Annotated in this window: 22 protein-coding genes; 7 read left to right on the forward strand and 15 right to left on the reverse strand. The window is 62.7% G+C overall.

What is annotated here, in order from left to right:
* Positions 1-68: 68 nt before the first annotated feature.
* The 6 genes from adk to B9Z31_RS07300 form a co-directional block, all read right to left on the reverse strand.
* Positions 69-725: an adenylate kinase gene (gene adk / locus B9Z31_RS07275; protein ID WP_100118907.1), complete on the reverse strand. Its 657-nt coding sequence runs from the start codon at positions 723-725 to the stop codon at positions 69-71.
* 99 nt (positions 726-824) lie between these two features.
* Complete coding sequence (gene kdsB, locus B9Z31_RS07280) at positions 825-1,622, reverse strand: 3-deoxy-manno-octulosonate cytidylyltransferase (protein WP_100118908.1); 798 nt, start codon at positions 1,620-1,622, stop codon at positions 825-827.
* Between the two features lie 9 nt (positions 1,623-1,631).
* Positions 1,632-1,838 (reverse strand): Trm112 family protein, encoded by a 207-nt coding sequence (locus tag B9Z31_RS07285; RefSeq protein WP_100119121.1) that lies wholly within the window; start codon positions 1,836-1,838, stop codon positions 1,632-1,634.
* A gap of 52 nt (positions 1,839-1,890) precedes the next feature.
* Positions 1,891-2,898, reverse strand: coding sequence for a tetraacyldisaccharide 4'-kinase (lpxK, locus tag B9Z31_RS07290; RefSeq protein ID WP_100118909.1), 1,008 nt, complete (start codon positions 2,896-2,898; stop codon positions 1,891-1,893).
* A 15-nt stretch (positions 2,899-2,913) separates the two neighbouring features.
* Entirely contained in the window at positions 2,914-3,336 is a 423-nt protein-coding gene (locus B9Z31_RS07295; RefSeq protein WP_100119122.1) for a biopolymer transporter ExbD, read from the reverse strand.
* Positions 3,337-3,345: 9 nt separating this feature from the next.
* Positions 3,346-3,963 (reverse strand): MotA/TolQ/ExbB proton channel family protein, encoded by a 618-nt coding sequence (locus B9Z31_RS07300; protein ID WP_100119123.1) that lies wholly within the window; start codon positions 3,961-3,963, stop codon positions 3,346-3,348.
* Positions 3,964-4,317: 354 nt separating this feature from the next.
* On the opposite strand from B9Z31_RS07300, the gene xseA reads away from it, so the two are divergent.
* Both xseA and B9Z31_RS07310 read left to right on the forward strand, forming a co-directional pair.
* A complete protein-coding gene (gene xseA, locus B9Z31_RS07305; protein WP_100118910.1) occupies positions 4,318-5,673 on the forward strand; it encodes an exodeoxyribonuclease VII large subunit in 1,356 nt (451 codons plus the stop codon).
* Positions 5,674-5,863: 190 nt separating this feature from the next.
* Positions 5,864-6,445 (forward strand): superoxide dismutase, encoded by a 582-nt coding sequence (locus tag B9Z31_RS07310; protein ID WP_100118911.1) that lies wholly within the window; start codon positions 5,864-5,866, stop codon positions 6,443-6,445.
* A gap of 305 nt (positions 6,446-6,750) precedes the next feature.
* On the opposite strand, the gene B9Z31_RS07315 is transcribed toward B9Z31_RS07310, so the two are convergent.
* Positions 6,751-7,512, reverse strand: coding sequence for an SDR family NAD(P)-dependent oxidoreductase (locus B9Z31_RS07315; protein WP_100118912.1), 762 nt, complete (start codon positions 7,510-7,512; stop codon positions 6,751-6,753).
* 113 nt (positions 7,513-7,625) lie between these two features.
* On the opposite strand from B9Z31_RS07315, the gene B9Z31_RS07320 reads away from it, so the two are divergent.
* From B9Z31_RS07320 to B9Z31_RS07330, 3 genes are all read left to right on the forward strand, one after another.
* Positions 7,626-8,735, forward strand: coding sequence for an NAD(P)/FAD-dependent oxidoreductase (locus tag B9Z31_RS07320; protein ID WP_100119124.1), 1,110 nt, complete (start codon positions 7,626-7,628; stop codon positions 8,733-8,735).
* 157 nt (positions 8,736-8,892) lie between these two features.
* Positions 8,893-9,396: a hypothetical protein gene (locus B9Z31_RS07325; protein ID WP_158235662.1), complete on the forward strand. Its 504-nt coding sequence runs from the start codon at positions 8,893-8,895 to the stop codon at positions 9,394-9,396.
* 82 nt (positions 9,397-9,478) lie between these two features.
* A complete protein-coding gene (locus B9Z31_RS07330; protein WP_100118914.1) occupies positions 9,479-10,306 on the forward strand; it encodes an acyl-CoA thioesterase II in 828 nt (275 codons plus the stop codon).
* A 39-nt stretch (positions 10,307-10,345) separates the two neighbouring features.
* Here B9Z31_RS07330 and B9Z31_RS07335 read toward each other — a convergent pair whose 3' ends face one another.
* Positions 10,346-11,389: a quinone-dependent dihydroorotate dehydrogenase gene (locus tag B9Z31_RS07335; RefSeq protein WP_100118915.1), complete on the reverse strand. Its 1,044-nt coding sequence runs from the start codon at positions 11,387-11,389 to the stop codon at positions 10,346-10,348.
* 93 nt (positions 11,390-11,482) lie between these two features.
* On the opposite strand from B9Z31_RS07335, the gene rpiA reads away from it, so the two are divergent.
* Positions 11,483-12,154: a ribose-5-phosphate isomerase RpiA gene (rpiA, locus tag B9Z31_RS07340; protein ID WP_100118916.1), complete on the forward strand. Its 672-nt coding sequence runs from the start codon at positions 11,483-11,485 to the stop codon at positions 12,152-12,154.
* 10 nt (positions 12,155-12,164) lie between these two features.
* Here the strand turns inward: rpiA and B9Z31_RS07345 are convergent, their stop codons facing one another.
* The 6 genes from B9Z31_RS07345 to B9Z31_RS07370 all read right to left on the reverse strand — a co-directional run bounded on the left by B9Z31_RS07345 (position 12,165) and on the right by B9Z31_RS07370 (position 17,727).
* The gene (locus tag B9Z31_RS07345; protein ID WP_100118917.1) at positions 12,165-13,700 is read right to left on the reverse strand and encodes a class I adenylate-forming enzyme family protein; all 1,536 of its coding nucleotides are present in this window, start codon (positions 13,698-13,700) and stop codon (positions 12,165-12,167) included.
* Positions 13,701-13,787: 87 nt separating this feature from the next.
* Positions 13,788-14,897, reverse strand: coding sequence for a bifunctional diaminohydroxyphosphoribosylaminopyrimidine deaminase/5-amino-6-(5-phosphoribosylamino)uracil reductase RibD (gene ribD / locus B9Z31_RS07350; RefSeq protein WP_199174456.1), 1,110 nt, complete (start codon positions 14,895-14,897; stop codon positions 13,788-13,790).
* A 92-nt stretch (positions 14,898-14,989) separates the two neighbouring features.
* Positions 14,990-15,415: a prepilin-type N-terminal cleavage/methylation domain-containing protein gene (locus tag B9Z31_RS07355; protein ID WP_100118919.1), complete on the reverse strand. Its 426-nt coding sequence runs from the start codon at positions 15,413-15,415 to the stop codon at positions 14,990-14,992.
* Positions 15,412-16,629 (reverse strand): hypothetical protein, encoded by a 1,218-nt coding sequence (locus B9Z31_RS07360; protein WP_100118920.1) that lies wholly within the window; start codon positions 16,627-16,629, stop codon positions 15,412-15,414. Before B9Z31_RS07360 ends, B9Z31_RS07355 begins: the two co-directional genes overlap by 4 nt.
* Positions 16,626-17,279, reverse strand: coding sequence for a type II secretion system protein J (locus B9Z31_RS07365; protein WP_100118921.1), 654 nt, complete (start codon positions 17,277-17,279; stop codon positions 16,626-16,628). The genes B9Z31_RS07360 and B9Z31_RS07365 overlap by 4 nt, the downstream gene beginning before the upstream one ends.
* 13 nt (positions 17,280-17,292) lie before the next feature.
* Positions 17,293-17,727 (reverse strand): type IV pilin protein, encoded by a 435-nt coding sequence (locus B9Z31_RS07370; protein ID WP_233200834.1) that lies wholly within the window; start codon positions 17,725-17,727, stop codon positions 17,293-17,295.
* 134 nt (positions 17,728-17,861) lie between these two features.
* On the opposite strand from B9Z31_RS07370, the gene B9Z31_RS07375 reads away from it, so the two are divergent.
* Positions 17,862-18,434, forward strand: a complete 573-nt coding sequence (locus B9Z31_RS07375) for a GspH/FimT family protein (RefSeq protein WP_233200835.1) — start codon at positions 17,862-17,864, stop codon at positions 18,432-18,434.
* Between the two features lie 24 nt (positions 18,435-18,458).
* On the opposite strand, the gene nrdR is transcribed toward B9Z31_RS07375, so the two are convergent.
* Complete coding sequence (gene nrdR, locus B9Z31_RS07380) at positions 18,459-18,908, reverse strand: transcriptional regulator NrdR (RefSeq protein ID WP_100118924.1); 450 nt, start codon at positions 18,906-18,908, stop codon at positions 18,459-18,461.
* Between the last annotated feature and the right edge of the window lie 4 nt (positions 18,909-18,912).

Consider the following 18,912-nt stretch of genomic DNA (forward strand, 5'->3'; position numbering starts at 1 on the left):
CGCCAGGCCCTGAAAGCACAAAGCCCCGCTGAGCGGGGCTTTGTTTTGGGAGGTGGTCCGCTGACCGTTCAGCCAGCCAGTGCCGAAAACGCCCGAGCGGTGATGTCTTCCACGCTGCCTGTGCCGCTGATGGCGCGGTACTTGGGGGCAGCGGCTGCGTCGTTTTGGGCCCAACCCGAGTAATAGTCGACCAAGGGGCGGGTTTGCGCGCTGTAAACATCCAGACGCTTTTTGACGGTTTCTTCTTGGTCATCCGCACGCTGAACCAAGGGCTCGCCCGTCACGTCGTCCAGGCCTTCCACTTTGGGTGGGTTGAACTTGACGTGGTACGTGCGGCCCGATGCCGGGTGCGAGCGGCGGCCGCTCATGCGGTCGATGATGGCGTCAAAAGGCACATCGATTTCAAGCACGTAATCGAGTTTCACGCCAGCGGCCTTCATGGCGTCGGCTTGGGGGATGGTGCGTGGGAAACCGTCGAACAAGAAGCCGTTGGCACAGTCGGCCTGGGCGATGCGCTCTTTGACCAAATTGATGATCAGGTCATCGCTGACCAAGCCGCCCGATTCCATGACGGCTTTGGCTTGCAGGCCAAGCGCCGTGCCCGCCTTGACAGCTGCACGCAGCATGTCACCGGTGGAGATTTGAGGGATGTTGTATTTCTGGCAAATGAAAGAGGCTTGGGTGCCCTTGCCGGCGCCGGGTGCGCCCAACAGAATCAGTCTCATGGGGTAGGTCCTTATCGTTTGAAATCGGTTCAGTCGGCAAGACCAGAGGCCCAACCACTTGATTGGTTTTGAGAATATCACGCCAGCCTCAAAGCTGGCTTACGGTGTAAACCCCTGCTTTGAGCTCAGCAGTTGCCGCACGCGGGCCAAATCTTCAGGCGTGTCCACACCCGGTCCAGGGGCCTCAGAAGTCACATGAACCGCAATCCGGTGCCCGTGCCACAAGGCGCGAAGTTGCTCGAGTGACTCCATGCTTTCAATGGGCGCGGGGGGCAATTGAGGGAACAAGCGCAAAAACCCAGCCCGGTAGGCATAGATGCCGATGTGCCGCAAAGGCGCTGGATGGGGTAAGCTTTTGAAGCCCGCGCCACTTTGGCCGTCTCGCCACCAAGGGATGGGGGCCCGGCTGAAATACAAGGCCATTTGGCGCGCATCCATGACAACTTTGACCACGTTGGGGTTGCCGAACTCTTCCAGCGACCCGATGGCGTGGGCGGCTGTGCTCATGCTGGCCTCCGGGCGCTCGGTCAGTACCCGGGCCACTTGGTCGATGAGGTCGGGCCGCATCAAGGGCTCGTCGCCCTGGACGTTGACCACCAAGGCCTCATCGGGCAAACCCAGCAGCTGACACGCTTCGGCCAATCGGTCACTGCCGCTGACATGGTCTTGTCGGGTCAAAAAGACCTGCACGCCATGGGCTTTGCAGGCCTGCACAATGCGCTCGTCATCGGCGGCCACCACCACCTGTGTGGCTTGCGATTGCATGGCGCGTTGCGCCACGCGCACCACCATGGGCAGTCCGGCGATGTCGACCAGCGGTTTGCTCGGCAAACGGCTGGAGGCCAAACGTGCGGGAATGACCACGGTGAAGCCGTGCGGCTTGTCGGAATGGCTCATGCGCAAGTCTCAGAGTGGTGGGCGCAGGGCCGCGAGCTTGTCAACTTCATCGTCACTCAGCGTGCGTGCTTCGTTTTCCAGCAGGATCGGAATGCCATTTCTCACCGGGTACGCCAGGCGTGCGCTGCGCGAAAGCAGTTCTTGCCGCTCGCGGTCGAAGTTGAGCGGTCCTTTGGTCACTGGGCAAACCAGCAGTTCAAGCAATTTGGTGTCCATGGGTGAATGATAACGGCCTTGAATTTTCCGGCGGGGTGGCTCGAATGCCGCCTCAGCGCTGCAGAAGTTGTCCGATGCGCGCATCGAGGGCCAACCAAAAACCGGGCTCTGGCGTCACCACCAAGGGAACGGCGAGTGCGCCGGGTTCGTGCAACCAGAGCTTGGCCGCGTCCTTTTCGGTACACAACCAAGTCAGACCAGGCTGCGCATGCCAGTTGAGGTAAGGGTGGTGATCGGGCAAAGCGGTGGTGCTGGCCAGGCGCAGGCCGGATTGGCGCAGCATTTCAAAAAATGCCTCGGGTCGGGCCAGTCCTGCCACCGCGTGCAGTGGCGCAGCGTTTGCATCGGCCAGGCTTTCAAGCGCGATGCGCCTGCCATCTGCGCTGCGTGCATGGTCGGCCAATTGGCGGGGGGCGTGGTAGGTGTTGGCGGGCCCGTTGGAAGACACCGGGCCCGTCTGGAGTACCGCGTCAACCCGGCGTGGCCAAGCCTCTCGCAGGGGGCCGGCGGGCAACAACCAGCCGTTGCCAACGCCACGCTCGTCCATCACACAAATCTCGATGTCGCGCGCCAATGCCCAGTGTTGCAATCCATCGTCACACAGCAAAATTTGCACATCGGGGTGCGCTTGCAGCAAGCCCATCGCCGCATCGGCCCGAGCCCGGGCGACCCAGACGGGTGCCCCTGTGGCTTGGTGGATGAGCAAGGGCTCATCGCCCACATCCATGGGGGCACTGTCCGGCGTGACAGCCCGGGTGTCGCGGGTCTGACGACCATGGCCACGGGAAATGACCCCAACTTTGAATCCTTGCGCCATCAGGTGTTTGGCCACAGCGATGGTCACGGGGGTTTTGCCCGCGCCTCCCGCCACCACATTGCCCACCACAATGACCAGTGCCGGTACCCGCTGTGTTTTGAAAATGCCCTTGGCATAAGCCCAGCGCCGCCAAGCACCCAAGGCACCATAAACAAGCGACACAGGCCACAAGGCCCAGGCCATGGGGCCACGTTGCAGCCACACGCGCGGCAGATGGTGGTGAAGGAAAGCGGTCAAGCCCATGAGAATTGGCGCCCCTCAGGAGCCCGGGGCCTCGGCAGACTGGGCTGCAAAGCTGATTTTCGACAAGCCACTTCGTCGGGCTGCTTCCATGGCATGGACCACGCTTTGGTGGCTTGCCGCCGCATCGGCGCTGATGACCAGCAAAGTGTCTGGCTTGGCCAAGGGCGTGAGCACCGCCACCAAAGCACCCACCGAACGGGTTCCCAAGGGCGACTTGTTGATGGCGTATTGCCCCTGCGCGGTGATGCTCAGCACGATTTGACGGGGCTTGTTGCCTGCCGCACTGGCATCGGCCACAGGCAGATTCAATTGGATCTCTGTCAGGCGCGACCAAGTGGTGGTCAGCATCAAAAAGATCAACACCACCAAGAGCACGTCAATGAACGGCACCAGGTTGATTTCGGGTTCCGGCGCGGCGGATCGAGGCCTGAAATTCACAAGCAACCTTCAAGCGCGTGCGCGGCTCAAGTGCCGGGCAAAAGTTTCGGCGCTCACTTCCATGGCCAGCACATGCCGATCGACCACGGCGCGAAAGTAACGCCAGAACATCAAGGCCGGGATGGCGATGATCAAACCAAAGGCGGTGTTGTACAAGGCCACCGATATGCCGTGCGCCAACAAAGCCGGTTGGTTGTTGGCCGCGGTGTGTGCCCCAAAAATTTCGATCATGCCCACCACCGTGCCCAGCAAGCCGAGCAGGGGGGCGGCAGAGGCGATGGTGGCCAAGGCCGGTAAGTAGCGTTCGAGTTGCTGAACGGCCAGTCGGCCCGCCATTTGCATGCTCGCGTGGATGTCTTCGCTGCTGGCTTGGCTGTTGTCTTGTAAACAGCGCAGGCCACGGGCCAAAACCGGACCCATGGCGCCCGCTTTGTCCAAGGTTTCGACCATCTCGGGCAACGGCACGCCGCGCTCAAGGGCTTCGATGGTTTGCGCCAGGATTTGCGGCGGCATGACTTTGCTCTCTTGCAGCTGGAACCCGCGCTCCAAGATCAAGGCCAAGGCCAGAACGGAACACAGGATCAAGGGCCAAATGGGCCAACCAGCGGCTTGTATGATGGACAACAAGAGCAAACCTTCCAGTTTTCGGTGAACAAAGAAGCCAGATTATCGGTGAAGGCCATGGCGGTTCGTGAAAAGGCCCTGTGGCGCCTGTTCGGATGCCCCAAGCTGTGGATAACTTTGTGAAGAACTTTGTCTTTTTGACGCCCTGGCAAACTCCGGTATGAAAAAATGCCAGTGAATTTGAACGGTCATTTTTAAAATACTGAATGAAATCAATGGTTTGCAAAGCTTTTCTGAAGCCTCGTCTTGTGCTCTCTTTGAAACCCCTGTGTGGCCTCACTTGTGGAGTACTTCTCAAGGTGGCACGGGGTTTGGACGCCTGAATCACCCCTGCAAGCCCCATCAAAACGACAAGTTATGCCTGTAAATGACGATTTGAAGCCGCGCGCATGGACAGTTTCTGCGCTGTGCCGCGCCATGGCGGACACGCTGGACGCGCAGTTCAATCCGGTCACGGTGCGCGGCGAGATCTCGGGCTTCTCGCGCGCGGCCAGTGGTCATTGTTATTTTTCGCTCAAGGACGAGACGGGCCAAATCCGTTGCGCCATGTTCCGCCGTGCCGCCAGCTTGATGGACTTTGCTCCGCGAGATGGCGAGTTGGTGGAGGTGCGTGGCCGTTTGGGGGTGTACGAAGCCCGGGGTGATTTGCAGTTGATCGTGGAGTCCATGGAGCGGGCAGGGCAGGGCGCACTTTTTGAGCAGTTTTTGCGTCTCAAAGCCAAGCTCGAAGCCGAAGGCTTGTTTGACCTTGCCCACAAACGCGAATTGCCCGGTCAACCCCGTGCGGTGGGTGTGGTGACGTCTTTGGGCGCCGCGGCTTGGCACGATGTGATGACCGCTTTGCAGCGGCGCGTGCCGCACATCCCCGTGCTGATGGTGCCCGCTCTGGTCCAGGGCGCGGGTGCGGCCCTCAGTTTGGCTCAGGCCTTGCAGCAGTTGTATGCCTTCACGGCGGAAGACAACCCTTTGAGCCCGCCAGTGGACGTGATCTTGCTGGTGCGCGGTGGCGGATCCATGGAAGACCTGTGGTCATTCAACGACGAAAACCTGGCCCGTGTGATCGCGCAAAGTCCGGTCCCCTTGATTTGCGGCGTGGGCCACGAGACCGATTTCACCATCGCCGATTTTGTCGCCGATGTGCGTGCCCCCACGCCCACCGCCGCCGCGGAGATGGCGGCCACCGACCGCGGGGTGGGCCTTGAAGCTTTGTCGGTTTTAGCGCAGCGTTTGAGCCGCGGCCTGCTGCGCCAGCAAGACCGGCAAGCCCAACGCTTGGACAGCGTGGCCGCCCGTTGGGGTGTGGGCATGGCGCGCCAGCAAGAGCGGCAAGTGCAGCGCCTGAATGCTTTGGCCACCCGCCTGAGTCGCCCGCAAGCCCTGCTGGGTCAGCACAGCCAGTGGCTCGATCGCTTGGCGGGCCGTTTGCACAACGGCTTGAGAAGTCAGTTGACCGAGCAGGGCCACCAATTGGCGCGCTTGGGTGACCGTTTGAGCTTCAACTGGACGCAGCTGCTGCCGCAACGCGCCCAGCGCTTGGAGCGGGCCGCTTTGCGCTTGTCGTCTGTGGACCCGCGTCAGGTGCTTGAGCGCGGTTATGCCTGGCTCAGCGATGAGCACGGCCAGGCTTTGACCCACGCTGCCCAGTTTCAACCCGGTCATAGCATTCAGGCCACTTTGTCCGATGGCCTGGTGCCTTTGGTGGTGAAAGGCTGATACCCCAGCGCGTTCGGGCGGGGTGGGGCCGGGGCGACGATTTCTGGTACCCCAGCATGAGGAGCCCCGGCCCCACCCTGTCCGAACGCACCGCTAACGCTGCAGTGACCCTGAACACGGTAAGGGGCATCGCGCTCCCTTAAAATGCCTCAAACACTTTTTTAACCCGCAATAACCAAAGGACACCCTCATGGAACACACCCTGCCCGCACTGCCTTACGCGATCGACGCTTTGGCCCCTCATTACAGCCAGGAAACCCTGGAGTTCCACCACGGCAAGCACCACAACGCTTACGTCGTGAACCTGAACAACCTGCAAAAAGGCACCGAATTCGAGAGCATGTCCCTCGAAGAGATCATCAAAAAGTCCAGCGGTGGCGTGTACAACAACTCGGCCCAGATCTGGAACCACACGTTCTTCTGGAACTGCATGAAACCCAACGGCGGTGGCGAGCCCGCAGGCGCCCTGGCCACAGCCATCAACGCCAAATTCGGCAGCTACGCCGCTTTCAAAGAAGCCTTCGTCAAGAGCGCCGTGGGCAACTTCGGCTCCGGCTGGACATGGCTGGTCAAGAAAGCCGACGGCTCGGTGGACATCGTCAACATGGGCGCCGCTGGCACACCGCTGACGACAGGCGACACCGCCTTGTTGACCGTGGACGTGTGGGAACACGCTTACTACATCGACTACCGCAACATGCGCCCCAAGTTCGTCGAGACCTTCCTCGACAAGTTGGTGAACTGGTCTTTCGCCGAGAAGAACTTCGGCTGATCGAGGTTTTCTCCAAGTCAAAAAGCCCGCGGATGCGGGCTTTTTGCTTATTGGGCCGAACGTGAATGTGGCCCCAAGGACAGAGGTTCGACCAGCGCCAACATACTGCTGCTGGGTTGACCTTCAATCGACCACTGAGCTGAGCGTGGGCTGGGGCCGGGCACCGATTTGGGGTACTCCCTCATGAGGTGCCCGGCCCCAGCCCATGCTCAGCGGCGCCCGAAGCACCAGTCAAATTCAGCGAATGAGGTGCCCGGCCCCAGCCCATCCTCAGCGGCACCCGAAGCACCAAGCACCAAGCAAACTCAGCGGATCATCATCCCGCCATCGGCCACGATGGTCTGGCCTGTCACATACTGCCCAGCCGGGCTGGCCAAAAACACCGCCACCCCGCCAATGTCATCCGGCTCGCCCATGCGGCGCAGCGGCGTCTCGTTGTTGTACTTGGCACTCAGCACCGGATCCTCGTGCAGCGCCTTGGCAAAGTCGGTCTTGATCAGGCCCGGCGCGATGCAGTTCACCCGGATGTTGTCCGGGCCCCATTCCACGGCCAGGTTGCGCGCCAGCTGCATGTCGGCCGCTTTGGAAATGTTGTACGCCCCGATGATGGCCGAGCCGTGCAGCCCCCCAATCGAGGACACGATGACGATCGAGCCGTCCTTTTTGGCCTTCATGTCCGGGTAGACCATGGTGCACAGCCAGGTGTTGGACAGCACATTGTTGCGCATGACCTTGTCGAACACCTCATCGCTCATGCCCGTGGTCGGGCCGTAATAGGGGTTGGTGGCCGCGTTGCACACCAGGATGTCGATGGGGCCCCAAGCCGCACGGGTCTGCTCGATCAGGTTTTGCAACTGCTCTTTGCTGGAGATGCTGGCGGCAATCGCCATGGCCTCGCCGCCTGCGGCCTGGATTTCTCTGACCACCACTTCGCAGGCGTCCTGCTTGCGGCTGGACACAACGACTTTGGCGCCTTGCTTGGCCAGTTGGTGGGCAATCGATCGGCCAATGCCCCGGCTGGAGCCTGTGACGACGGCGACTTTGCCTTGGAGATTGAAAAGCGACATGAAACGGCCTCCTTGTTGAATGCTTGTCAGTCTGCCTGTGTGGGGTGCCTGTGTCTGTCTTGCGGGTGTCACTTGGCCAGCGGGTGGGGCGAGCCTGCGCCACAATGCTGCCCATGGAACAAGTTGATGCTGTTGTGATCGGGGCTGGCGTGGTCGGCCTGGCTGTGGGGCGGGCGCTGGCGCTTTCGGGCCGTGAGGTGTTGGTGCTCGAATCGGAAAACGCCATCGGCACGGGCACCAGTTCGCGCAACAGCGAGGTCATCCACGCGGGCATTTATTACCCGGCAGGCTCGCTCAAGGCGCGCTTGTGTGTCAAGGGCAAGGGCCTGCTTTATGCCTATTGCGCTGAGCGCGGTGTGGCGCACCGGCGATTGGGCAAACTGATCGTGGCCACCAGCCCTGAGCAGGTGCTGGCGCTGGACGGCATCATGGCCAAGGCGGCGGCCAACGGTGTGCACGACCTGCAAAAACTCAGCGCTTCACAAGCCAAGGCCCTGGAGCCCGCACTGGCTTGTGAAGCGGCCTTGCTCTCGCCCAGCACGGGCGTGGTGGACAGCCATGGCCTGATGCTTGCCTTGCAGGGCGACATGGAAAACGCAGGCGGTCTGCTGGCGCTGGTTTCACCCGTGCAGCACATTTCCCTGCGGCAAGGCTCGGCCACGCACCCGATCGTGGTGCAAACGCAAGACGGCACCGAGCTGGCTTGCAAGGCGTTGGTCAACGCGGCAGGGCTGAGCGCCGTGGCCTTGGCCCGGCGCATGGACGGGCTGGACCCCAGTCTGCTGCCCCAAGCCCATTACGCCAAGGGCAACTATTTCACGCTGGCGGGCAAGGCACCGTTCTCGCGCTTGATTTACCCCGTGCCCGAAAAAGCCGGTTTGGGCGTGCACCTGACGCTTGATTTGGGCGGACAGGCCAAGTTCGGTCCGGACGTGCAATGGGTTGAAGACCCTGCGGACCTGCAGGTCGACGCGCGCCGGGGCGATGCTTTTTATGCCGAGGTGCGCAAATACTGGCCCGGATTGCAACAGGGTGCATTGCAAGCGGGCTACGCGGGCATGCGCCCCAAGATCAATGCCCCACACGAGGCAGCGGCCGACTTCATGGTCCAGGGCCCCGCCGAGCATGGCGTGCCGGGATTGGTGAACCTGCTGGGCATCGAGTCACCGGGACTGACGAGCTCCTTGGCGATGGCCGATGAGGTTTGCGCCCGGCTGGCTTGAGACCCTCCTGCCCCATCGTCAGCCCTCCATGCCCTCTTCGCCTTCATTTTTTCAGCGCTTCTTTCAAAGGGTGGAAACCGTGGTTTTGCGCCATGGCTCAGAGCCCCAAACCATCTTTTTGCTGGCGGTTTTTTCGGTTTTGGATGGATTTGTGCCCATGTTGCCTGCCGAAATGTTTGTGCTGGCTTTGTGTGTGCTTCAGCCGAAAAAGGGCAAAGTGATTGTGGTGGTCTTTGCACTGGCCTCTGCACTGGGTGCCTTCTTATTGGCCTTGGGCATGGGGACGCTGACGGAATCGGCCGAATCGTTGAGTCAAAAGCTGATGGGGTCACAAGGCCCACAAGCCTTGGCCATGCTGCGAGACGCAGGGCCGGTCAGCATGGTGTTTTTCTCGGTCTTTCCAGACGCTCCGCGTTCCGCCATCGCGCTGTTTGCCTTGAGTGGCGTGTCGCCTGAGTCGATCGGCGCGATGGTGTTCATCGGCAAACTCATGCTCTACACCGGGCTGTTGTGGTTGATCCACCACTTGCCCTCCAGGGTGCGCAGGTGGCGCGGTGCGGGGCCATGGGGGGTGAAATGGCTGCCGCGACGCGCAAGCCGTTTTGTGGCCTATTGCCGCCGCATCCGCCGGCGTGCGAGGTGTCTCAGCCAAGGCACTTGAACAGCCCCAGGCCATTCTTGAGGCGCATTCCTTGGCTGTTTATCGCTAGAGAGACAGCGCAGGGCGGCCGGTCGCACCTATCATGACCCGCATGCACCCTTTCGACGAAGCCATTGACCTGCGCGCCTCTTCACATCAGGACGCTCCCCACGCATTCACAGGCGCGACCCACCCGGCCTACGCCAACATGGTCGGGCCGTTTGGCGGCACCACGGCAGCCCAGTTGCTGCAGTCGGCCTTGCTGCACCCCGAACGCCTGGGCGAGCCGGTGGCGCTCACGGTCAACTTTGCCGCCCCGGTGGCCGACGGGGCTATCCGCTTTGTGGCCCGGCCCGTGCGCACCAACCGCTCCACCCAGCACTGGATCATCGAAGCGCATCAAAGTGAAGGCGTGGTGGCCACCGCCACGGCGGTGTTTGCGGTGCGCCGTGAAACCTGGTCTGAGGTCGAAGCCGTGATGCCTGCCCACCTGCCCACACCTGAGGCTGTGCCCCGCATGCCCGTGAAGGGCATGCCAGCCTGGCCGCAGCGCTACGACATGCGTTTTGTCGAAGGCGCATTCCCCGCTGCTTTTGATGAGGTGGAGCAAGCCCATTCGCGCTCGACCCTGTGGGTGTGCGACGAACCCGAGCGGGCGCTGGACTTCGCCTCGCTGGCGGCCATCAGCGACAGTTTTTTCCCGCGCATCTACATTCGCCGCCGCCGCCGCGCCCTGATTGGCACGGTGTCCCTGACCACCTATTTCCACGCCGACAGCGCCTTGCTGGCGCAGGTGGGCACGCGCCATGTGCTGGGTGTGGCCAAGGCGCTGAACTACCGCCACGGCTACTTTGACCAAACCGGCGAGCTGTGGAGCCCCGAGGGGCAGCTGCTGGCCAGCACGCACCAGCTGGTGTATTTCAAAGACTGAGCACAAGGGCCAAGGCCGCTTGACCCACGGTGCTGGGGTTCAGCGCTTCATCTGCTGCAGCGCACTGGCCACCTCGGTGACCAGCGCCGGGCCTTTGTAGATCAGCCCGGTGTAGATCTGCACCACGTCAGCACCGGCCTCAATTTTGGCAATCGCGTCGTGCCCGCTCAAAATGCCGCCCACGCCGACGATGGGGAAGTCCTTGCCCAAAGCCGCACGCAGCAATCGGATCACGCGGTTGCTGCCTTGCAGCACGGGTGCACCGGACAGCCCGCCCATTTCTTCGGCGTGCTGCAGGCCGCTGACCGCGTCGCGCGCCAGCGTGGTGTTGGTGGCGATCACGCCGTCCATGCCGTGCTTTTGCAGCGTGGCGGCGATCACCCCCACCTGGGTTTCGTCCAGATCGGGCGCGATTTTCAGGAACATGGGCACGCGGCGGCCGTGCTCGGTGGCCAGTTCTTCGCGCCGCGCCACCAGGGCGCCCAGCAAACCGTCGAGCGCCTCGTCGCTTTGCAGGGCGCGCAGGTTCTTGGTGTTGGGGCTGGAGATGTTCACCGTCACGTAGTCGGCATGCGGGTACACACCGGCCAGCGCGATCACATAGTCGTCGGTGGCGTTTTCAATGGGGGTGGCGGCGTTTTTGCCAATGTTCAGGCCCAGCAGTCGGCCTTGTTGGCGAAATTTGGAGCGCTTGACGTTGGCGATGAAGGCGTCGAGCCCATCGTTGTTGAAGCCCAAGCGGTTGATCAAGGCTTGCGCCTCGGGCAGACGGAACATGCGCGGCTTGGGGTTGCCCGCTTGCGCCTTGGGCGTGACGGTGCCGACTTCGACAAAGCCAAAGCCCATGGCACCCAGGCCGTCGATGCAGCGGGCGTTTTTGTCAAGACCGGCGGCCATGCCCACCCGGTTGGGAAACTGAAGACCCGCCAGCGTGATGGGCTGCGCCACAAAGGGTTGGCGGTAAACGCGGTCGAGGGGGGTGTTCTGGGTCCGTGCCAGGCCCTCGATGGTCAGGTCGTGGGCTTCTTCGGGGTCCATCTTGAACAAAAAGGAGCGGGCGAGGGCGTAAGGGATCAGGGACATTGGATAATTCTGGCCAGCAAAGGCATTGACAACAATGGCCGTGATTGTCTCAAACCCCCGGCCCCCCGCCATTTTTTACCCAGAACAGACTCCATGACACAAGACGAACTCAAGGCCCTGGTGGGCCAAGCCGCCCTGAAATACGTTGTTCCCGGCGACATCGTGGGCGTGGGCACCGGCTCCACGGTGAACAAATTCATCGACGCGCTGGCCGCCATGAAAGACCAGATCCAAGGCGCTGTGTCGAGCTCCGAAGCCTCCACCGTGCGCCTCAAAGCGCTGGGCATCCCGGTGTTTGACAGCAACGAGGTCGAAAGCCTCTCGGTCTACATCGACGGCGCAGACGAAATCGACCACCAGGGCCACATGGTCAAGGGCGGCGGCGCGGCGCTGACCCGCGAAAAAATCGTGGCCGCCCAGAGCAAGCAGTTTGTCTGCATTGCGGACGAGAGCAAATTGGTCGACGCATTGGGCGCGTTCCCTTTGCCTGTGGAAGTCATCCCCATGGCCACGGCCCGGGTGATGCGCCAGTTTGTGGCCATGGGCGCCAGTGCCGTGGTGCGCCAAAAAGACGGCCAGCCGCTGGTGACCGACAACGGCCAGCACATCGTCGATGTGAAGGGCTTGAAGATCACCGATCCGGTGGCCTTTGAAAGCACCGTCAGCCAGTGGCCCGGCGTGGTGACGGTGGGCGTGTTCGCCTTGCAAAAAGCGCAGGTGTGTTTGCTCGGAACGTCCGCTGGCGTGAAGACGCTGAACTTCTGATGGGGGCAGCTCAGGCCAGTCGCTGGCGCAGCTCGGTTTTGAGCACCTTGCCGTAATTGTTTTTGGGCAGGCTCTCCACCACTTCGTAGCGTTTGGGCCGCTTGAAGCGGGCGATGGCCTGCAGACACAGCGCGTCGAGCGCCGTGGTGTCGAGGGTGTGCCCCTGGTGCGGCACCACAAAAGCCACCACCACCTCGCCCCATTCGGCATCGGGGGCGCCCACCACCGCGACTTCGGCCACACCCGGCGCGTGCAGCAGCACCTCTTCGATTTCGCGGGGGTAAATGTTGGAGCCGCCGCTGATGATCATGTCCTTGCTGCGGTCCTTCAGGGTCAAAAAGCCGTCGGCGTCCAGACAGCCCATGTCTCCCGTGAACAGCCAGCCGTTCTGAATGGCCTTGGCCGTGGCCTCGGGGTTGCGCCAGTAACCGGCCATCACGCTGTCGCCCTGAATCAGCACTTCGCCAATGTCGCCCAGCGGCAAGTCGCGGCCTTGCGCGTCGGTGACGCGGATGCGAACGGGGGTTTGCGCCACGCCAATGGAGGCCAGTCGTTCCGGGTGGCGGGGGTGTTGGCTGTCTTGCAGGTGGTGGCGCGCCAGGACGGTGCCCACCATGGGGCTTTCGCCTTGGCCGTAAATCTGCACAAAGCACGGCCCCATGACGCGCAGGGCCCGCTGGATGTCGGCCGCATACATGGGGGCGCCGCCGTAGACCACGGTTTTGAAGGATTGGCCGCATTGGCGGGTGGACAAGCCGGCAGTTTCCGCATGGTCAACCAGCCTTTTGACGATGGTCGGCGCGGCAAACAGGGACAGCGGGCCGACTTGCTGGCCCAGCGCAAACAGCTCGGCGGGATCGAACCCGCCCGAGGGCGGCACCATGTGCCGTGCCCCGGCCATGAGGTGTGGAATGGCGTAGATGCCTGCGCCGTGGGACATCGGGGCCGCGTAGGCCAGGGTGTCTTGCGGGCTGACAGCGTCCACATCGCAGAAATAGCCCAGCCCCATGGTCATCAGGTTGCGGTGGGTGATCATCACGCCCTTGGGCCGTCCCGTGGTGCCGCTGGTGTAGAAGAGCCAAGCCAAATCGTCGGCCGCGCGCTCGGTGATGGGGGTCTCAAAGTGTGCATCGGGCCCCTGCCAAAGCGCATCGGCTTGGGCACTGTCCACATCGATCACACGCGCCAAACCTGTGAGGCGCTCGCCGGTGTCAGGGCTGATGTCGGCCGTCACAAAAGCCCAGCGGGCTTGGGCGTTGTCGATGATCCATTGCGCTTCGCGCACGTGCAGTTTGGCGTTGATGGGCACCACCGCCAGACCGGCCCACCAAGCGCCGAACAGCACTTCAAGGTAACGCACATGGTTGCGCATGAACAGGGCCACCCGGTCGCCGGGCTGCAATCCTGCGGCTTGAAATTGGCGCGCCAGTTGCTGGCAACGCTGCGCCCATTGGCGGTGTGTGGCCACCACTTGGGTGCCGCTGAGGATGGCGGGTTGCTCAGGCGCTGTGCGGGCCTGGCGTTGCAGCAAATGGGCGAGGTTCAATTCGTCGGCTCCCTCTGAATGAGTTGGGATTGTGGTGCGCAGTGTGCCCCTGAGGCTGTCTCGCGAAGGTCTTTGCGCCCGCTGTCCTCAGTCGGGCTGTCGGCGCAGCAGCAAGCGCAGGTCGGCCCCGATCCGGTCCACCGCATGAAAGGCCAGCTTGACCGCGCCACCCAAATCGGTGAGTGCGGGCAGCTGGGCCATGCCCTGGCCTGGGCCCAGCCATTGGGGGGCCAGGTAAACCAGAAACTCATCCACCAGCCCTTCGCGGATGAATGAGCCGTTGAGCTTGTGCCCAGCCTCCACATGCAGTTCGTTGATCTCGCGCCCGGCCAGGTCGCGCAGCATGGCCGCCAGATCGACCTTGCCGCCAGGGCCGGGGCAGTCGATCACCGTCACGCCGCGTGCCGTCAGCGCGGCGCGTTTGTCCGCCTGTTCGCGTGTGGCGGTGTAAATCCAGATCTGCCGGGCTTGCTCGCCCGTGCCTTGTGTGCCCAACAGCTTGGCCGTCAAAGGCATGTCCAGGCGACTGTCCACCACCACCAGGTGGGGTTGGCGGGGGGCTTGCAGGCCGCGGACGTTCAGCAGCGGGTCGTCTTCGAGCACGGTGCCGATACCGGTCAGGATGGCACAGGCGCGGGCACGCCAAGCGTGGCCGTCTGCGCGGGCTTCTGTGCCCGTGATCCATTGGCTTTGGCCGTTTTGCAAGGCGGTTTGGCCGTCGAGCGATGCGGCCACTTTCATGCGCACCCAAGGCAAGCGGCGTTCCATGCGGCTGAAAAACCCAATGTTCAGCTCACGGGCTTGCAGGGCTTCTTCGGAACTGGGCGCCAGCAGCTCGGTTTGCACTCCGGCGGCCAACAAGCGCGCCAAGCCCTGGCCGGCCACTTGCGGGTTGGGGTCGGTCATGGCCGAGACCACTCGGCCGATGCCTGCAGCCGCCAGCGCGTCGCAGCAAGGCCCGGTGCGGCCGTGGTGGGCACAGGGCTCCAGCGTGACCCAGGCCGTTGCGCCTTGCACGCTGTGGCCCCGCGCGGCTGCATCGCGCATAGCCATCACTTCGGCGTGCGGCCCCCCTGCGCGTTGGGTGTGGCCTTCGCCCAGCAAGGTGCCATCGGCGGCCGTGATCACGCAGCCCACGCGTGGGTTGGGCGAAGTCAGCCACAGCGCTTGGCGCGCCAAATTCAAAGCCCGGTGCATGGGGGAGGGGGGAGAGATCGGTGGGGTCACGGCAAGGACAAAAAGCAAAGGTGTTTCAGTGGGTTCGGTGCGGGCCCTTGGCCTTGTTCGCATCAGGGCAAGGATACGCCAACCCAAGACGGCATCAGCGACACACTGCTGTGCCATTCCAGCAGATTTTCAGGCCCTGTTGGAGGGTCTGGCCAACGCACACGCACCTTCAAATCGCGCCAATGGCCGGCGGCCCCGGTGACGCTTTGGGCTTGAAGGGTGTAAGGGACCCCATGAATTTGCACCATCTGTGGGCCAGGGCAGGGGTCTGCCCCAGCTTGAGCAGGCATGAAAGCCGTCGCACGCAAGCAGTCCATGGCCTCTTCGGCCAGTTGTTGGGCCACCGTGAGTTGGCGGTTCTGGCTGGCGGTGTGCAGGGTTTTGAGGGTCAATTGCGTGGCACCCACCAGCCCGATGCCCAAAATCGCCGAGGCGATCAGGGCTTCCACCAAAGCCATGCCCTGCTGTTGGCCTTGGGGCTTTGTCATGGTGCGCTGCTGCTCCAGCTGCCATGGATGCGCTGGACCTGCGCCGCATCGATGCCCACAGGCCAGCTCAAGCTGTAGGCTTTGCGTCCCTCGGGGTGAGCCAGCACCGTGCCTTGCTGCCATTCGGGCAAGCCCGACTCCACGACCAGTTGGCCTTCGATGGTCCCGGCGTGCCAGCCGCGCATTTTTTCGTCGTTGCAGCCGGAGTCCAGCAAGACGCTGCCCACCACCCGAACGCCCGGGTGGATGCGCGGGCAGCGCTGGGCGCAGGCCTTGGCAGAGAAGGCCAACAGGGCGGGCTGTTCAGCGCTGCCCACACTCAGCTGCCATTCTTGAGGGCTGTCGATCCAGTACACCGTGCGGGCAGGGCGGGTGAGCGCTGAGAGGCCATTGCGCTCTTGTGCGCTGGACCAAGCTTGCAGTTGCGCATCGGTGATGTCGCCCAAAACGCTGCGCCAAGCGGCACGGTTGCATGGCGTGCGTGCGAGGACCTTGGTTGCTGCGCTGGGGCCGCCGGCACCGGGTAAGCTGGTGGGGCTCAAAGCCAGGCAGGCGTGAATTTCTGCCTCAGAGATGGCGCCATCACGGTTGCTGTCCACGACAAAATGGGTGTGAACAGCAGGGCCCTTGGCGCTGCCCACGCAGACCGTCCCGTTGGCGACCAAGGGGCACACGCGCAAGCGGGCCCCCACCGCTTCGCTGATGCAGCCGTTCACCACCAATGCCGCTGGCCTTGCCAAAGCGGGGGCAGGTGCCACAGCGGGGATGAACAGGCTCTCGCGCACGTGCGCCTGACTGTGGTGCCCCTGGATGCGGGCGCTCGCTTGGAGCACCAGCACGTGAGGGGACAGCAACAGATCGCGCACCGCGATCGAGCTGAGTTCGGCCTGTGGCAAGGCGGGGTGCTGGGGCAAGTTCATGTGGGTGCACTGCCATTGCGGGCCCGTGGTGCCAGCCGGGCATGGCGCACCGCCTTGAAGCAGGGTGGCCAGCCAGGAGGGGGTGCTGGGCAGAGCGCTTTGGGCCCGGGCCAAAGCCGCATCGGCAGCCATTCGAGCCTGCGCCGCGTGGGCGTGGTTGTGGGTGGCCAATTGCCCCACCAGAACGCTGCGGGCACTGTAAAAGCTGGTCAAGCTGGCCAGGATGACCAAGCCCATCGCCACCAGCAGTGTGATGGCCCCGGACTGCGGCGCATGTGGGGGCACGGCTGTCATGGACAAAAAAGCCCCATGTGGCTGGCTGGTAAGGCATTGCGCAAATACACCGTCCGCTGAAGACTGAGCTGGCGGCTGGCCTCGCCAGGCCACTGCGCGGTCACGGCCATGTCAATCCGGCGTTGCAACCAGCCTTCTACCTTGGCGCAATGCAGCTGCCAATCGAGTTGCATGAATTGCACGTTGCCTGCGTCGGTGAGGGCGGTCCACACTTCGGGTCTGCAAGCAGTGCGGGCTTGCAGTGCACCTTTGACCAAGCGGTAGCCCAGACATTCGTTGTTGTCCTTTTGGCCATTGTGGTTGCGGTCGAGGCTGAAGGCGATGCGGCTGCCGTTGATGCTGAAGTCATCCGGTCCTGCGCAAAATGCGTCGTCGCAGTGGCTGGGCGCACGCGTGTTCCAAGCGTTGGCGGCGTAGTGGGCCTGGCTCAACCCGTGGGCCATCCAGTCCACCGCCGAGCGCAGGTCATGGTGCAGGCGACTGTCTTGGAGCGCCATGCGATGACCGTGCAGATGCGTCGCCAGCAGCGCGCTGCCAGCCGCCAGAACCACCAAGCCCACAGCCAGGCCCACCAGCAGCCCCATCAAGGTTTCGCCGCTGTGCAGGGCTGACTGCCGACCCTGTAAACGCTTGCAAGCCAGGCTGTGCATAGGTGGCAAACCCTCAGCGGCGCCAGCAGCGTGCCGGGTCGCTGTTGGTGTGTTCACCTGCGCCCCAAACCGCGCTGGCGCTGCCTTGCCAAGTCAGGCGCAAGGGGTTGCATTCGCGGTCCGCCGCTTGAGCGCCCAGGGCCGTGGCTTGGGCGGTGTAGGCCTCGGCAGAAGCTTCGGTCACGGTGATTTGGTAATGCCCTTGTGGCGACTTGTCGCCGGCCCAGCCCAAGTCAGAGAGTGATTCGGTGTAACGGTCATGTTGGCTGCGCCAACGCGCCTGGGCCACTTGCAGTTGCAGCAAGGCGGCTTGTCCATCGCTGCGCCGGGCTTGTCGCTGTTGCTGTTGGTACGTCGGCAAAGCCAGTGCGGCCAAAACACCCATCAACGCCAAGGTGATCAGCAGTTCGGCCAGGGTCCAGCCATGACTGGGGCGCGCGAGAGACACTGAGGCTTTTCTGGTCTTGTGCGTGTCGTGCGGTCTTGTGTGGGTTTTTTGCATGGCTGGGCATGCCTCCGTTTAAAATGAAATGCCATCTTATGTATTCATTTTGTGAAGTGCAACATGCCAACAGAGATGCCATGCCATCCACGCTCACCCCACTGAGCCGCAGCGCTGCGGTGTGCCGTCTCATGGGCTTCACCCTGATCGAGGCCTTGGTGGTGCTGGCGGTCTTGGGCGTTTTGCTCAGTTTGGCCGTCCCCAACCTGTCCAATCTTTACGCCAAGCACCAGTTACAGGCCCAAGCGGAGGGTTTGCTGGACAGTTTGATGATGGCCCGTTCGGAGGCCTTGAAGCACCAGCAGCCGGTGACTTTGTGCGCCCGTGCCGCGGCGCAATGTGACACGCAGCCCAATTGGCAGCAGGGCTGGTGGGTGTTTGTGGACACGAACCACAATGCCCGCCGCGATGAGGGGGAGGCGCTGTTGGAGGCACGCGAGGCGTTCCCGCTTCACATGTTTTTAGCGGCGAACAGCACCGTCAAAGCTTATTTTTCGTATGGCCCCGATGGCCGCAGCCAGAGCCCCGGTGGCGGGTTCATGGCCGGGACATGGCGGTTTTGTCGCTCAGCGGACGCACAGGGCTGGCAAGTGGTCAGCAACGCCTTGGGTCAGCCGCGCGTGGAGAAGTACCCGGTCCAGCAGTGCCCGTGAGTGCTGACCCGCGTGCCCTCCAGGTCAGCTTTGGACTTCGTCCACCAAGGTCTTGAATGCGTCGATGTCCTCAAAGTTGCGGTACACGCTGGCAAAGCGCACATAGGCCACTTTGTCGAGTTTTTTGAGCTCGCGCATGACCAATTCGCCAATGCGGTGCGACGCGACTTCGCGTATGCCCAGGTTCAGCAGTTTTTCTTCGATCCGTTCAATCGCCCCGTCCACCTGATCGGTGCTGACGGGTCTTTTGCGCAAAGCCAGGTTCAGACTGCCCAGCAGTTTGTCGCGCTGGTAATCGATGCGTCTGCCATCTTTTTTGACGATGGCCGGAAAATTGACTTCCGGCTTTTCGTAAGTGGTGAAGCGCTTTTCACACGCCCCACATTGGCGCCGCCGCCGGATGAAATCCCCATCTTCGGCCAAGCGGGTCTCCACCACTTGGGTCTCGAGGTGGCCGCAAAAAGGGCATTTCATCGCT

The sequence above is a fragment of the Limnohabitans sp. G3-2 genome, assembly GCF_002778275.1.
Lineage (GTDB): Bacteria > Pseudomonadota > Gammaproteobacteria > Burkholderiales > Burkholderiaceae_C > Limnohabitans_A.

Coding starts and splice junctions, on each gene's coding strand:
- B9Z31_RS07285 (WP_100119121.1), bottom strand. CDS start 1,838: ATGGACACCAAATTGCTTGAACTGCTGGTTTGCCCAGTGACCAAAGGA.
- B9Z31_RS07375 (WP_233200835.1), top strand. CDS start 17,862: ATGCCATCCACGCTCACCCCACTGAGCCGCAGCGCTGCGGTGTGCCGT.
- B9Z31_RS07335 (WP_100118915.1), bottom strand. CDS start 11,389: ATGTCCCTGATCCCTTACGCCCTCGCCCGCTCCTTTTTGTTCAAGATG.
- B9Z31_RS07310 (WP_100118911.1), top strand. CDS start 5,864: ATGGAACACACCCTGCCCGCACTGCCTTACGCGATCGACGCTTTGGCC.
- B9Z31_RS07315 (WP_100118912.1), bottom strand. CDS start 7,512: ATGTCGCTTTTCAATCTCCAAGGCAAAGTCGCCGTCGTCACAGGCTCC.
- B9Z31_RS07355 (WP_100118919.1), bottom strand. CDS start 15,415: ATGACAAAGCCCCAAGGCCAACAGCAGGGCATGGCTTTGGTGGAAGCC.
- B9Z31_RS07365 (WP_100118921.1), bottom strand. CDS start 17,279: ATGCACAGCCTGGCTTGCAAGCGTTTACAGGGTCGGCAGTCAGCCCTG.
- B9Z31_RS07320 (WP_100119124.1), top strand. CDS start 7,626: ATGGAACAAGTTGATGCTGTTGTGATCGGGGCTGGCGTGGTCGGCCTG.
- B9Z31_RS07325 (WP_158235662.1), top strand. CDS start 8,893: ATGTTGCCTGCCGAAATGTTTGTGCTGGCTTTGTGTGTGCTTCAGCCG.
- ribD (WP_199174456.1), bottom strand. CDS start 14,897: ATGCACCGGGCTTTGAATTTGGCGCGCCAAGCGCTGTGGCTGACTTCG.
- rpiA (WP_100118916.1), top strand. CDS start 11,483: ATGACACAAGACGAACTCAAGGCCCTGGTGGGCCAAGCCGCCCTGAAA.
- B9Z31_RS07330 (WP_100118914.1), top strand. CDS start 9,479: ATGACCCGCATGCACCCTTTCGACGAAGCCATTGACCTGCGCGCCTCT.
- B9Z31_RS07360 (WP_100118920.1), bottom strand. CDS start 16,629: ATGACAGCCGTGCCCCCACATGCGCCGCAGTCCGGGGCCATCACACTG.
- kdsB (WP_100118908.1), bottom strand. CDS start 1,622: ATGAGCCATTCCGACAAGCCGCACGGCTTCACCGTGGTCATTCCCGCA.
- lpxK (WP_100118909.1), bottom strand. CDS start 2,898: ATGGGCTTGACCGCTTTCCTTCACCACCATCTGCCGCGCGTGTGGCTG.
- xseA (WP_100118910.1), top strand. CDS start 4,318: ATGCCTGTAAATGACGATTTGAAGCCGCGCGCATGGACAGTTTCTGCG.
- nrdR (WP_100118924.1), bottom strand. CDS start 18,908: ATGAAATGCCCTTTTTGCGGCCACCTCGAGACCCAAGTGGTGGAGACC.
- adk (WP_100118907.1), bottom strand. CDS start 725: ATGAGACTGATTCTGTTGGGCGCACCCGGCGCCGGCAAGGGCACCCAA.